This window comes from Pseudonocardia alni, assembly GCF_002813375.1.
Classification (GTDB): Bacteria; Actinomycetota; Actinomycetes; order Mycobacteriales; family Pseudonocardiaceae; genus Pseudonocardia; species Pseudonocardia alni.
Genome location: NZ_PHUJ01000003.1, coordinates 808,215 through 821,290, shown reverse-complemented (window position 1 = coordinate 821,290; position 13,076 = coordinate 808,215). Strand labels below are relative to the sequence as shown.

Annotated in this window: 13 protein-coding genes; 6 read left to right on the top strand and 7 right to left on the bottom strand. The window is 74.9% G+C overall.

What is annotated here, in order from left to right; all coding sequences use genetic code 11:
- Window positions 1-2 precede the first annotated feature (2 nt).
- The 3 genes from ATL51_RS04985 to ATL51_RS04975 all read right to left on the bottom strand — a co-directional run bounded on the left by ATL51_RS04985 (window position 3) and on the right by ATL51_RS04975 (window position 2,070).
- Window positions 3-470, bottom strand: a complete 468-nt coding sequence (locus ATL51_RS04985) for a nitroreductase/quinone reductase family protein (RefSeq protein WP_208622920.1) — start codon at window positions 468-470, stop codon at window positions 3-5.
- A gap of 78 nt (window positions 471-548) precedes the next feature.
- On the bottom strand, window positions 549-1,526 hold the full coding sequence (locus tag ATL51_RS04980) for a hypothetical protein (protein ID WP_100877809.1): 978 nt from the start codon (window positions 1,524-1,526) through the stop codon (window positions 549-551).
- A 10-nt stretch (window positions 1,527-1,536) separates the two neighbouring features.
- Entirely contained in the window at window positions 1,537-2,070 is a 534-nt protein-coding gene (locus ATL51_RS04975) for a YbhB/YbcL family Raf kinase inhibitor-like protein (RefSeq protein ID WP_100877808.1), read from the bottom strand.
- A gap of 105 nt (window positions 2,071-2,175) precedes the next feature.
- Between ATL51_RS04975 and ATL51_RS04970 the strand changes: the two genes are divergently transcribed.
- The 5 genes from ATL51_RS04970 to ATL51_RS04950 are packed head-to-tail and all read left to right on the top strand — an operon-like array spanning window position 2,176 to window position 7,795.
- A complete protein-coding gene (locus ATL51_RS04970; protein ID WP_202417909.1) occupies window positions 2,176-3,765 on the top strand; it encodes a Na+/H+ antiporter in 1,590 nt (529 codons plus the stop codon).
- 38 nt (window positions 3,766-3,803) lie between these two features.
- On the top strand, window positions 3,804-4,907 hold the full coding sequence (locus ATL51_RS04965) for a cytochrome P450 family protein (RefSeq protein WP_100877807.1): 1,104 nt from the start codon (window positions 3,804-3,806) through the stop codon (window positions 4,905-4,907).
- Between the two features lie 46 nt (window positions 4,908-4,953).
- On the top strand, window positions 4,954-5,982 hold the full coding sequence (locus ATL51_RS04960) for a FecCD family ABC transporter permease (RefSeq protein WP_073574934.1): 1,029 nt from the start codon (window positions 4,954-4,956) through the stop codon (window positions 5,980-5,982).
- Window positions 5,979-6,746, top strand: coding sequence for an ABC transporter ATP-binding protein (locus ATL51_RS04955; protein WP_100877806.1), 768 nt, complete (start codon window positions 5,979-5,981; stop codon window positions 6,744-6,746). The genes ATL51_RS04960 and ATL51_RS04955 overlap by 4 nt, the downstream gene beginning before the upstream one ends.
- Window positions 6,743-7,795 (top strand): ABC transporter substrate-binding protein, encoded by a 1,053-nt coding sequence (locus ATL51_RS04950; RefSeq protein WP_100877805.1) that lies wholly within the window; start codon window positions 6,743-6,745, stop codon window positions 7,793-7,795. Before ATL51_RS04955 ends, ATL51_RS04950 begins: the two co-directional genes overlap by 4 nt.
- 49 nt (window positions 7,796-7,844) lie before the next feature.
- Here the strand turns inward: ATL51_RS04950 and ATL51_RS04945 are convergent, their stop codons facing one another.
- From ATL51_RS04945 to ATL51_RS04935, 3 genes are all read right to left on the bottom strand, one after another.
- Window positions 7,845-8,597 (bottom strand): SDR family NAD(P)-dependent oxidoreductase, encoded by a 753-nt coding sequence (locus ATL51_RS04945; RefSeq protein WP_202417911.1) that lies wholly within the window; start codon window positions 8,595-8,597, stop codon window positions 7,845-7,847.
- A gap of 28 nt (window positions 8,598-8,625) precedes the next feature.
- Window positions 8,626-9,465 (bottom strand): iron-siderophore ABC transporter substrate-binding protein, encoded by an 840-nt coding sequence (locus tag ATL51_RS04940; RefSeq protein WP_376772712.1) that lies wholly within the window; start codon window positions 9,463-9,465, stop codon window positions 8,626-8,628.
- Between the two features lie 249 nt (window positions 9,466-9,714).
- Window positions 9,715-10,473, bottom strand: coding sequence for a class I SAM-dependent DNA methyltransferase (locus ATL51_RS04935; protein ID WP_100877803.1), 759 nt, complete (start codon window positions 10,471-10,473; stop codon window positions 9,715-9,717).
- A 166-nt stretch (window positions 10,474-10,639) separates the two neighbouring features.
- Here ATL51_RS04935 and fabG point away from each other — a divergent pair, with 166 nt between their 5' ends.
- Window positions 10,640-11,398, top strand: coding sequence for a 3-oxoacyl-ACP reductase FabG (gene fabG / locus ATL51_RS04930; protein WP_100877802.1), 759 nt, complete (start codon window positions 10,640-10,642; stop codon window positions 11,396-11,398).
- A gap of 63 nt (window positions 11,399-11,461) precedes the next feature.
- Here fabG and ATL51_RS04925 read toward each other — a convergent pair whose 3' ends face one another.
- Window positions 11,462-12,910: a GH39 family glycosyl hydrolase gene (locus ATL51_RS04925; protein WP_100877801.1), complete on the bottom strand. Its 1,449-nt coding sequence runs from the start codon at window positions 12,908-12,910 to the stop codon at window positions 11,462-11,464.
- Window positions 12,911-13,076 lie beyond the last annotated feature (166 nt).

Genomic DNA, 13,076 nt, shown 5'->3' with positions numbered 1-13,076 from the left:
GGCTACCGGGCCGGGTCGATGCGGAACACCGGGCAGATGCCGGTCAGTGCTCCCAGCGCCTCGGGCGTCGGCTCGGCGACGACCCCGTTCTCCACCATGATCCCGACGCCCTCCGGGGTGACCTGCGGCCACGCCTCCAGCACCGGGCGCGCCTGCTCCGGCGGCACCTCCACCAGCACGACGGGCTCCGGGTCGGCGTCGGGTCCCGTGCTCAGCGTGGCCCGCCCGCCCGCGGCCCGGACGTTGACGATCCAGTCCGCGCCCGGGAACCCGCCGACGACGAACCGCTTCCCGCCGGTCGCGTACACCGTCAGCGGCGTGTGCCGGGGTGTCCCGCTGCGCCGGCCGGGGACGGTCAGGACGGGCAGCTCGAACGGCAGCTCGCCACGGTCGCGCCGGGCGAGCAGGTCGTCGTTCAGGTGCTTGATCTGCCGCGGGGCACGGATGTGACGGCGGGGATCGTCGGACACGGGGGCTCCTCGTTCTCGGATCCGGGTCAGGATGCCACGGGCCGGCGGGCGGGTGCGGGGCGTCGCAGCGGAGGGGGCTCAGTCCGACCGCAGCCCGTCCAGCGCCTCCTCGGACCGGGCCAGGTCCTCCTCGGCCCGCTCGGCCCGCCCCGCGGCGTCCCGGGCGGCGCGGTCGGCCTCGTCGCGGGCACGGTCGGCGTCCTCGGCGGCGGCGCGGGCGCGGTCCAGTTCGGCGGTCAGCTCGTCCACCCGGCGGTGCGCGTCGTCGCGACGCCCGTCGGCCCGGTCCGCGCGGTCGCGGGCGTCGTCGCGTTCCCGGCCGGCGTCGTGGGCGGCCAGCCGGGCGGTCTCGACGGCCTTCTCCGCCTCGGCGAGCGCCCGTGCGTGCTGTTCGGCCTCGCGTCGCTCCCGCTCCTGCGCGGCGCGGTGCTCGGCCTCCCGCCGGCGGGCGTCGCGCCGTCGCCCGGCGAGCTCCCCGTCGCCGTGACGGCGCTCGCCGCCCCCGTCCGGCTGCGGGGACCGGGCGCGACGCGGAGCGTCCGCGTTCGCCGTGGAGCCCGCCGCCCCGGACCCCGCCTCCCCGAGCGGCCCGAAGCCGCTGTGCCGCTCGTAGCGCTCCAGCCGCCCCGACCGGACCCGGTCGGCCAGGTCCGGGTCGGCCAGCGCCGACTCCAGCACCCACCGCACGTCGCGCTCCACACCGGAGCCCACCCGGGCCCCCGCGGCGCGACCGAGGGCCGCCGCCCGGCGGGCCAGCGCCCCGACCAGCCGGTTGCGCTGCGCGGACACCTCCCGCAGGGCCGCGCCGTCGAGGGAACGCTGGGCGTGGGCCAGCACCGGGGCCAACGCCAGGAGCCCCTCGACCTCGTCGCGGGCGTCGTCGACCAGCAGGTTCGCCAGCCACGCGGCCCGCGTCGGCCGCCGGGCGGCGGCGATCTCCCGGGCCGCGTCGGTGTCCGCGTCGGCGCGGGCACGGGCGGCGGCGTCGTCGCGTGCGGCGACGAAGTCCTCCGGCGGGACCCGGTACAGCCGGTCCAGCTCCGCGTCCGTGTCCACGCCGGCGGCCTCAGCTCAGGTTCGCGTGCGTCCCGACCAGGACGGCGCGGCCGACGGTGTGGCCGAACAGGGTGAACGCCAGGAAGGTGGGCGTCGCGGTGGCGGGCACGTCCAGCGTGGGCACGTCGACCGCGTGCACCACGAAGTAGTACCGGTGCGGGCCGTGCCCGGGCGGCGGCGCGGCGCCCAGGTAGCGGGCCAGGCTCGCGTCGTTGGGCAGCTGGACCGCGCCCTCGGGGAGGCCGGACCCGCTGTCGTCACCGGCGCCGGACGGCAGCGAGGTCACCGAGGCCGGCACGTCGAACACCGCCCAGTGCCAGAACCCGGCGACGGTCGGGGCGTCCGGGTCGTAGCAGGTGACGGCGTAGGACTGCGTCCCCTCCGGCGCGCCGGACCAGGACAGCTGCGGCGAGACGTCCTCGCCGCCCGCGCCGAAGATACCGGACAGCTGGGGGGTGGCGAGCGCGGCGCCGTCGTTCACGTCGGTGCTGGTCAGGGTGAACGACGGGACCGGGGGCAGCTCGTCGTAGGGGTTGCGGGGCACGGGGCGGACCTCCTCGGATCGGTGGCGGTGGGTCTCGCCGTGATCCTGGCACGGCGCGTCGGCTGCCGTCCGGCCGCGGGGAGGGCAGGGTGTCGGTCCGTGGAGATGCTGCTCGTGCTCGTCGGGCTGATGGTGGCCGCGGTCGTCCTGGTCGGGGTGGGGGACCGGCTCCGGCTGCCCTGGCCCGCGCTGATGGTGGTCCTCGGCGTGGTCGTCGCGCTGCTGCCCGGACTGCCCGACGCGTTCGTCATCGACCCCGAGCTGATCCTGCCGCTGTTCCTGCCGCCGCTGCTGTTCGCCACGGCGCAGCGCACGTCGTGGGCGCTGTTCCGGGCGCGCAGGCGGACGATCGCGCTGCTCGCCGTCGGCCTGGTGCTGGTCACCGCCACCGCGGTCGCCGGGACGGTCTGGCTGCTCGTGCCGGGGCTCGCGCTCACCGCCGCCGTCGCGCTCGGGGCGATGGTCGCCCCACCGGACCCGGTCGCCGTCGAGGCCGTCGCCGGGCAGGTCCCGATCCCGCGCCGGGTGGTGGCGGTGCTGCAGAGCGAGGGCCTGTTCAACGACGCCACCGCGCTGGTCGTGTTCCAGGCCGCGGTGCTGGCGACCGTCTCCGGCGACGAACTGAGCCCGCTCGGGCTGGGCCTGCGGTTCGTGCTCGGTGCCGCCGGCGCGGTCCTCATCGGACTGGGTGTGGCCTGGCTGGCGCGCCGGGTGCTCGGCAGGCTCACCGACGCCACCGGACGCAGCGCGCTCACCCTGGTCCTGCCGTTCGCGACCTACCTGGCCGCCGACGAGCTCGGCGCGTCCGGGGTGATCGCCGTCGTCGTCCTCGCGCTGCAGCTGCGCGCCGGGGCCGACGCCGACGAGGCCGCCGAGCGGCTCACCCAGTCCTCGCTGTGGAACGTCGTCGAGCTGCTGGTCACGGGGCTCGCGTTCGGCCTGATCGGACTCGACCTGCGCCAGGTCGTGCTCGCCGCGGGCGACGAGCTGCCGACGATGCTCGCGCATGCGGCGGTCGTGTGCGTGGTCGTCGTCGCGGTGCGGGTGCTGTGGATGGTCGTCGCCTGGCGGCTGCTGTCCCGCAGCGCCGACGACGCCGCCGCGGCCGGCGCCGCTCCGCTCACCGGACGCGAGGCGGTGCTGCTGTCCTGGTGCGGCATGCGCGGCCTCGCCACGCTCGCCCTCGCGCTGTCGCTGCCGCTGCAGACCGCGTCCGGGGCGCCGTTCCCCGCCCGCGACCAGCTCGTCCTCATCGCCGTGTCGGTGCTGTTCGTGACGCTGCTCGTGCCCGGTTTCACCCTCGGCACGCTGGTCCGCGCCCTCGACATCGACGACGAGGCCGACGCCGAGGAGCGTGCCGAACGCGCGATCGTGCTGCGGGCGCGCCGGGCCGCCGTCGCGACCCTGGAGTTCGAACGCACGGTGCGGGGCCTGCCCGAGGAGGTCGGCACCGCGATGCGGGAGCGGGTCGAGCGGCTGGAGCGCGTGCTGTCGGGGGAGACGCCCTCGGAGGAGGAGCGGTCCCGGATCGCGGCGGTGAAGAAGGCCCGCACCGCCGTCGCCGAGGCCCAGGCCTCGGCGCTGGCCGCCGCCCGGACCGAGGTACTGGCCGCGCGTCGTGAGCCCGGTGTCGACCCGCACGCCGTCGACCGGGTCCTGCGCCGCCTCGACCTGCGCACGGTGCTGCTCGACTGAGGACCCGAGGTGTCCGCGTCGACGGGCACGCTCGTCCCATGACGTGCCCGTTCACCGCCCGCACCCGCCTTCTGTCCGAACCGGACGCCGTCGTGACCGGAGGGCCGGTCGTGCGCACGGCGCTGCCCGGCGGACCCGCGGTGTGGGTGGTCACCGAGGAGGCACTCGCGCGCCGGGTGCTCACCGACCCTCGGTTCGCCAAGGACCCCGCGCTCGCCCCGCCCGAGGTCACCGACCTCGAACCGTCGGCCGCAGAGCGGCTGTCGCTCACCACCGCCGACGGTCCCGGGCACGCCCGGCTGCGTCGCGCGCACGCACCGCTGCTGTCCGCCCGCGCGCTCGCCCGGCACGCCGGGCGCGCCCGCGCCCTCGCCTCCGCCCTCCTCGAGGGCCTCGGCCCCGGTGAGGTCGACCTGACCGAGGACTTCACCACCCGCTACCCGCTGGCCGTCGTGCTCGAGATCGTGGGCGCCCCACCCGGGCTCCTCGACGACGCCGTCGCCGCCTGCAGGGCGATGTGGAGTCCCGACCCGTCGGTGGCGGGAGCGGCGTTCGGACGGCTGCAGGCGATCGGCACGGCCACGGTCACCGACGGGACCGGCGACGGTGTCGCGGCCGGGCTGCGCGCGGCGCTGCCCGACCTCACCGACGCCCAGGTCGGCTACCTCGTCTTCGGGCTGGTGTTCGCCGGGCAGCTCACCACCGACGCCGCGCTCGGGTACGTCGTCGCCCACGCCCTGGACTCCGGGCTCGCCGGCCGCACCGCCGAGGAGCTCGACGCGCTGGTCGCCGAGGTGCTGCGGGTCCATCCGCCCGCTCCGTTCTCGCTGTGGCGCTTCGCCCGGGCCGCCGTCGACCTCGCGGGCGAGGCGCTGCCCGCCGGGGCGCCGGTGCTGGTCGACATCCGGGGGATCGACGCCGGCCCGGTCGGGCACCCGCTGACCTTCGGGCACGGCCCGCACTTCTGCGCCGGTGCGCACCTGGCCCGCCTCGAGCTCCGCACCGTGCTGGAGGTGCTGCGGGACAGGTTCCCCGACGCTCGTCCCGCCGGTCCGGTGTCCGGGCTCCTCGAGGTGCACCCGGGCGGGCCGGTCGGGGCGCGGCTCGCCGCGTTACCGGTACGGCTGCATCCCGCGCGGTGATCCTTCCCGCATCCCATCTCCAGCCATCACATGATGAACTGTGCAGATGTTCGAGCGACGGGCGGTGCGGTCCGCGACCGTGACCGCGGCACTCGCCGTACTGCTGGCGGTCGCGCTCGTGGGCTCGCTCGCGTTCGGCGCCGAGGTCCTCCCCGTCGCGAAGGTCGTCGACGCGGTGCTGCACGACCGGCCCGGCCCCGTCTCGACGATCGTCCGGGACCTGCGGATGCCGCGCTCGCTGCTCGCCGCGATCGTCGGCGCGGGCCTCGCGCTCGCCGGCGCCGGGGTGCAGACCCTCGTGCGCAACCCGCTCGCCGACCCCTACCTGCTCGGGGTGTCCTCCGGCGCGAGCGTGGGCGCCACGGCCGTCATCACCACCGGGGTGCTGGGTGCGCTCGGCACCTGGGCGCTGTTCACCGGCGCGCTCCTCGGGGCCCTCGCGGCCGGGGCGCTCGTCGGGGCGATCGCCGTCGCCCAGGGCGGGATCACCCCGATCCGGCTGATCCTCACCGGCACCGTGCTCGGCTCGGCGTTCTCGGCGACGGCGAGCTACCTGGTCTTCCGCTCCGGCGACCCGGCCGCCGCCCAGTCCGTGCTGTTCTGGCTGCTGGGGAGCCTGTCCGGGGCGCAGTGGGACCGGGTCGCGGTGCCCGCGGTGACCGTGGCGCTCCTGCTGGTGCTGCTCGGGGCGTTCAGCGGCTGGCTCGACGCGCTCACCGCCGGGCCCGACACCGCGGCCGCACTCGGCGTGCCGGTGACCGCCGCCCGGGCCGCGCTGTTCACCGTGTGCGCGGTCGCGGTCGGCGTGCTCGTCGCGGTGTCCGGGGCGATCGGCTTCGTCGGCCTGGTCGTGCCGCACCTGGCCCGGCTGCTCGTCGGGTCCCGGCACCGGGTGCTGCTGCCGGTGACCGCGCTGGGCGGCGCGCTGTTCCTGCTCGTCGTCGACGTCACCGCCCGGATCGCGGTGCGGCCCACCGAGATGCCGCTGAGCGTGGTCACCGGGCTGATCGGCGCCCCGGTGTTCCTGATCCTGATGGGACGCCGCCGCTACCGGACCGCCGGGAGCCCGGCGTGAGCCTGCGTGCGGAGGGGCTCACCTGCGTGCTCGGCGGCCGCACCGTCCTGACCGGGGTCGACCTCGCCGTCGAGCCGGGGGAGGTGCTCGGCGTCGTCGGGCCCAACGGCAGCGGCAAGTCCACACTGCTACGCGCCCTCGCGGGGATCCGCGGGCCCGCCGCGGGGCGCGTACTGCTCGACGGCACACCGCTGACCGCGCTGCGGGCCCGGCAGCGGGCCCGGCGGATCGCGTTCGTCGGCCAGGAGGAGGACCTGCCCCCCGACCGGTGCGCCGGGGAGGTCGTCGCGCTCGGCCTGGTGCCGCACCGGCCGCCGTGGGCGGGCGGCGACGCGGTCGAGCGGGCCGCGGTCACCGCGGCGCTGGCCGTGGTCGAGCTCGACGGTCTCGCCGACCGCCCGGTCGACCGGCTCTCCGGCGGTGAACGGCGCCGGGTGCTGCTCGCCCGCGGCCTCGCCCAGGACGCCGGTGTCCTGGTGCTCGACGAGCCCACCAACCACCTCGACGTCCGCCACGCGCTGGGCCTGCTGGAGCTGGTCCGGTCGCTGCGCCGGACCGTCGTGGTGAGCCTGCACGACCTCGACCTGGCCGACCGCTGGTGCGACCGCCTCGTCGTCCTGCACGACGGCCGGGCGCTCCCGGCCGTGTCCGACCTCGACCCCGACACCGTCTCTCGGGTCTTCGGGGTCGCCGCCGCCCGCGTCACGCATCCGGTGACCGGGCGGTCCCGCCTCGTGTTCGACTCGCTCAGGGAGAGCTCGTGACCCGTCCGCTACGCCTGTCCGCCGTCCTCGCCGCGGGGGTGGTCGTCCTCGCCGCCTGCTCGGCGCCCGCCACGGCACCCACCGCAGCCGGGGACCCCGCCGGCACGGTCACCGTGCAGAACTGCGGTGCCCCCGCGCAGTTCACGGCGCCGGCGCAGCGCCTGTTCGTCAACGACGGCAACATGATCTCGATGGTCCTGGCGCTCGGCGCCCAGGACCGGGTCACCGCGGTGTCGAACATGCAGCGCGACGCCGACACGCTGCGCCGCCACTACGGCGCCGCCGTCGACGGCCTGGCGCAGGCGGCGCCGGAGTACCCGACCCTGGAGACCGTCCTGGCCCGCGGCCCCGACGTGATGGTCGCCGGCTGGAACTACGGCTACAGCGAGGCGAAGAACCTCACCCCGGCCCGGCTGCGCGAGCAGGGCATCGCCCCGTACGTGCTGACCGAGTCCTGCCGCCAGGCCGACGGGCAGAGCGCCCGCGGCATCGTCGACCCCTGGACGGCGCTGCGCGACGACCTGCAGAACCTCGGCACCATCACCGGGCACACCGCCGACGCCGACCGCGTCGTCGCCGACCTCGACACCCGGCTCGACGCGCTCGGGAAGGCACCGAGGGCCGCGACACCGCCGACGGTGTTCCTGTTCGACAGCGGCACCGACACCCCCTTCTCCAGCGGCCGGTTCGGCGCCCCGCAGGCGATCATCGAGGCGGCCGGGGCGCGCAACGCCCTCTCCGACGTCGACGACACCTGGACCACGGTCTCGTGGGAGCGGGTCGCGACGGCACAGCCCGCCGCGTTCCTGTTCGTCGACTACCCGCCGCAGACCTTCGCCGAGAAGGTCGCGATCCTGAAGAGCCGTCCCGACACCCGCGACCTGCCGGCGGTGAGGGAGAACCGGTTCCTGAACCTGCCCTACGCCCTGTGGACCTCGGGCCCGCTGAACATCGACGCCGCCGAGCAGGTCCGGGCGGCGCTCGAGCGCTGGAACCTCGTGCCTGCCTCCGGCCTGACCCCCCGGTCCGACGACGTGCCCCGCAGCTGACCGCGCAGGCCCGGGGGCGCCGTGCGGCGCCCCCGGGCCGGTCGGTCGGTCAGGTGATCGTGATGCCGCCGTCGACGGCCCAGGTCTGGCCGGTGACGTAGCCACCGGCCTCGGAGGCGAGGAACAGCACCGCCGCCGTGAGCTCCTCCGGGTCGCCCTTGCGGCCCATCGGGATCCGCTCGGTCATCCGCTCCAGGTAGCCGTCCTGGTACTGGTCGGTCATCTCCGAGGCGAAGAACCCGGGCGCGACCGCGTTGACCCGGATGCCCCGGCGGCCGGTCCACTGCTGGGCCAGGTCCCGGGTGAGTCCGACGATGGCGGCCTTCGACGCCGAGTACGCCGCCTGCGGCAGCGACGCGGTGGTGAGCCCCAGCACCGAGGAGATGTTGACGATGCTGGACCCGGCGCCCATGTGCGCCGCGCAGGCCTGCGCCATCCAGTACGAGCCGTTGAGGTTGACGTCGACGACCCCGGTGAACTGCTCCGGGGTCTCCTTCAGGGCCGGGACGGCGGTGCCGATCCCGGCGTTGTTGACCAGCACGTCGAGCCGGCCGAACTCGTCGACGGCGGCCTGCGCCAGCGCCCGGCAGTCCTCGGGCTTCGCCACGTCGGTGGCGACGGCGACCGCGCGCCGGCCCGCCGCCTCCACCAGGGCCACCGTGTCGGCCAGCCTGTCGACCCGCCGCGCGCCCAGTACGAGGTCCGCACCGGCCTCGGCGAGGCCCTTCGCGAAGGCCACACCGAGGCCGGACGACGCACCGGTGACGACGGCGACCCGGCCGTCCAGTCGGAACCGCTCCATCAGAGTCACGCCGCGACCCTAACCCGGATCAGCCGGCGAGCTTCTCGGCGAGCTGCGGGACGAGCCGCTCCAGGGCGTACGGCGCGGACAGCACGCTGTTGTAGGTCATCGCCCCGCGGGTGTCGGCGTCGGGCACGACCATGTCGCCGCGGGCCACGACCGGGATCTGGCGCAGGACCGGGTCGGAGTCGACCTGCTGCTTCGCGGCGCCCTCGTCGGCCAGCATCACCAGCACGTCGCCGTCGAGCAGGCCGGCCTGCTCGGAGGAGACCTCGACGTAGAAGCTCTGCCGGTCGTCGCGCTCGGCGATGGCCGGTGGCTGCGCGAAACCGAGACCGGTCATGAACTGGCCGCGGGCGTCGGCGGCGGTGAAGGCGCCGTACGTGCCGTCGAAGGGCAGCACCGTCGCCCCGACCTTCCCGCGGAACTCGGGGTGGGCGGTGACGGCGTCGGCGAACGCGGCGTCGGCGGTCCGGATCAGCTCCTCGCCGCGAGCGGTCTCGCCCAGCGCGGTCGCGACGGCGCGCATCTGGTCGGTGCGGCTCACCCCGAACGCGATGGAGCCCGCGGGACGGGCGACGACCGGCGCGATCGCGGTCAGCCGGTCGTAGGCGGCCCGGTCGATGCCCGAGGACAGCGCGATGATCACGTCCGGGCGCAGCGCGGCGATCCGTTCCAGGTTCGGCTCGGGCTCGGTGAGGACCTGCGGCGCCTCACCCTGCACGAGCCCGCGGGCCCACGGACCCAGCCCGCCGGTCTCCTGGTAGAAGGTGTAGGAGGCGACGGCGACCGGGGTCACACCCAGGGCGAGGACGGGGTCGGCGTCGGTGACGCCGAGGGCGACGACCCGCTGCGGGCGGGCGGGGATCTCCGCGGCGCCGAAGGCGTGGTCTATGCGGACGGGGAACGCGCCGTCGGCGGTGGACGGGGCGTCCGTCGGGCCGGGACCGCCGGTCGTACAGGCGGTGAGCAGGCCCACGAGGGCCAGCAGGAGGATCAGTCGTCGATGCACATCGGGACAATAACCGAGGCTAACCTAACCCGAAATGTCCGGAAGATCTCGCCGCGGCGCGTTCGCACCGGCCGACGCGTCGCGGACCGGTGCGAACGCGCGGGGTCAGCCGCGCGGGCGGCGCTTACGGGCCACGACGGCCCGGTAGAGCAGCGGGTCGCGACTGGTCGCGAGCCGGTGCCGGTAGACGGTCGACCCGAGCTCCTCGAGCTCGCCGGAGGCCAGCATCGAGGAGATGAGACCGGCGAACCCGGAGGTGTCGCCGTCGCTCAGGAAGTCGTCCCGCAGGGTGATCGCGACGAAGCCGTCGACCGCGACCATGTCGAACGCGGCGCGGAACGCCGCGGGCGGGATGTCGCCGAAGCCGAGCGCGGCGACGCAGGTCAGGGCGTCGAAACCGCCCGCGGCGATGGTCTCGGTGGTCTCCTCGTCCAGGTCGGTGAGGTCCACGACGTGGTAGTCGTCGTAGACCCCCGGGCGGTCCCGTTCGGCGGCCTCGCGGGCCTCGGGGAGGATGTCGATCCCGACCACCTTGCCGACGCCGCGGGCACGCAGCTCCTCGGCGACAATGCCGTTGCCGGCGCCGACGTCGAGGACCCGCAGCCCGGACGGGTCGACGCCGACGGCGTCGAGCTGCTCGGCCAGCGCACCGGCCACCACGGCCGGGGACTGGCACTGCAGGATGTCGTAGAACAGCTTCTCGTAGAGGCCCGGGATCTTGAAGAGTTCGTCGTAGTCGTGGAAGCGGTACTCGGTCCACCCGTGTCCGAGGTCCAGCACGCAGTACTCCGCGTCCTGCTCGAACGAGGTCGTGGGTTCCGGCAGAGCAAGCCGGTAGGTCGGTTCGGAACGCTCGACGGCCATGAAAATCCTTCCTGGTCGGGAACGGACACCTCGACGCTAGTGCACCCGGCGCCTCCGAACGGGGGTGAGCGATGTCGCACGGGCCGCGATGTGACTCTGCGGTAGGTGGTGACACGATCGGCGGCGGGAGACACCCGGAGATCACCGTCGATCAGCGAGGAGAGACATGACCCAGCAGCAGAGGACCGCCGTCGTGACCGGTGGGGCGCGCGGCATCGGGGCCGCCACCGCGATCCGGCTCGCCGCCGACGGGCACAAGGTCGCGGTGCTGGACCTGGAGGAGTCGGCCGCGAAGGCCACCGTCGAGGCCATCGAGTCCGCCGGCGGGACCGCGGCCGCGTTCGGTGCGGACGTCGCCGACGAGCAGGCCGTCGCCGCGGCCGTCGATGCGGTCACCGAGCGCCTCGGCGCCCCGACGGTGCTGATCAACAACGCCGGTATCACCAAGGACAACCTGCTGTTCAAGATGACCGTCGACGACTGGGACGCGGTCATGGGCGTGCACCTGCGCGGTGCGTTCCTGATGACCCGCGCGGTGCAGAAGCACATGGTCGACGCCGCCTGGGGCCGGGTCGTGAACCTCTCCTCGACCTCGGCGCTGGGCAACCGCGGCCAGGCGAACTACTCCGCGGCGAAGGCCGGCATGCAGGGCTTCACCAAGACCCTCGCGATCGAGCTCGGCAAGTTCGGCGTCACCGCGAACTGCATCGCCCCCGGCTTCATCGCCTCGGAGATGACCAAGGCGACCGCCGAGCGGATCGGCGTGGACTGGGAGGAGTTCAAGGCCGCCCGGGCCAAGGAGATCCCGGTGCAGCGCCCCGGCGCGCCCGAGGACATCGCCCAGACCGTGTCGTTCTTCGTCGACGAGCGCTCGTCGTTCGTCAGCGGCCAGGTCATCTACGTGGCCGGTGGCCCGAAGGCCTGACCCACCCACGACGAACGGGCCGGCTCCGCTGCTGCGGTGCCGGCCCGTCGGTCGTCGCGGGGGTCAGGAACTGCTGGTCATCGGCACGATCGCCCAGCCGGGGATGTCGTCCTGGCCGGAGACCGGCACGGCGTCCGCGGAGAAGTTGACGAGCAGCACCGAGCCGTCCGCCGCGCGGAAACCACCCAGCGACGAGCCGTCGGTCGCCCGGCCCAGCTCGACGGTGCCCTCACGGAGCCTGGGCACCAGCCAGCGCCACGCCTCGGTCAGCGGGGTCGGCTGACCGCCGTTCTCCTCGGTCGCCGGGGTCCACAGCGAGGAGTACTCGAGCGAGTTGCTGCCCTCGGGGCCCCACAGCAGCGAGCCCTGGGTGCCGGAGCGGGCCATCGCCTGCAGGGCGGCGATCGTCGAGACCGCGCTGGCGGGGGAGGCGAAACCGGCCTGGGCGTCGGCGGGGACGTTGGCGTAGAACTCGGCCCACCAGATCGGGAGCTGCGTCCGTTCCTGGATCCAGCGGTCGATCACCGAGAACTTCTCGGCGCCGACGTCGACCGGTGAGATCGCGTCCTGCTGGCCGCGGTTGGTGGTGGAGCCGTCGACGACGATGAAGTCCGCCCCGACGTTGTTCTTCAGCCAGTAGTCCAGGACGTCGAGCGGCCGCTGGTCGAGCGCGCCCCAGGGGCCGCGGATGGCCGAGGCGTCGCCCGAGTCGACCGGCACGCTGCTCATCACGACGTACGGGCCCCCGACCTGGACGTCGGGCCGGACGGACTTCACCGCCTGGTACACCTGGTTGTAGAAGTTCGTGTAGCCCTCGTAGTCCCAGCGGTTCTCGGCCTGGTTGTAGAAGCCCTTGAGCTCGTTCCACACCAGGACGCGGTCGACCTGCGGGTACCGCTGCACGGCCTCACGGGCGAGGTTGGCGAAATCGGCGAAGTGCTCGGGCAGCGGTGCCTTCTCGAGCCGGTCCCAGCGGGTGGCGCCGCTGTCGCGCGGCGCGCCCTTCATCCAGTCCGGGGAGCAGCAGAGCGTCAGCATCGCCTTGCCGCCGGTCTCCTCGGTGAGCTGCATCCGGCGGTCCAGCGAGCCCCACTCGAACTCGCCGGGCCGGGGCTCGGGGTTCAGCGTGCCGAAGCCCATGAGGTGGTGGTTCTGGTACTCCTGCCCGAGGCTCGACAGGATGTCGACGCCGCGCTGGCGGGCCTGCGCGGGCTCGGTGTCGTCGAGGCTGTCCTGGGTGTGGGTCACCCCGATCTCCATCGGGCCCGGCTGCTCCTCCCAGCGCCAGCCGTTCAGGTCGACGGCCTTCGCCGATGCCTCCAGCGCCGACGACGGCACGGTGTCACCGGTGGTGGTGCCGCCGGTCCCCGAGGTGCAGGCGGCGAGGGCCAGGACCCCCGCGAGCAGCAGGGCCAGGGCCGGGGTCCGGCGCAGGCCGGGACGGAACCGGGGGGTCCGCGACGGGGACCTCGGTCCGGACGTCGTCGGGGAGGGACGGCGTGACGCTCGCACGGGCTGGTGACCTCACGTTCTGACCGGACGCGGCGCCGGGCGGATGCCGTGGCGCGCGCGGGCTCGTACTGACTCCTGCACTCCTGCGCGGGACGGTGTCCCGGCGAGGTGCTCCCAGCGTGTCAGGGGGCTCCTGTGACCCGACTGAGAGAACCTCGCGAACGCC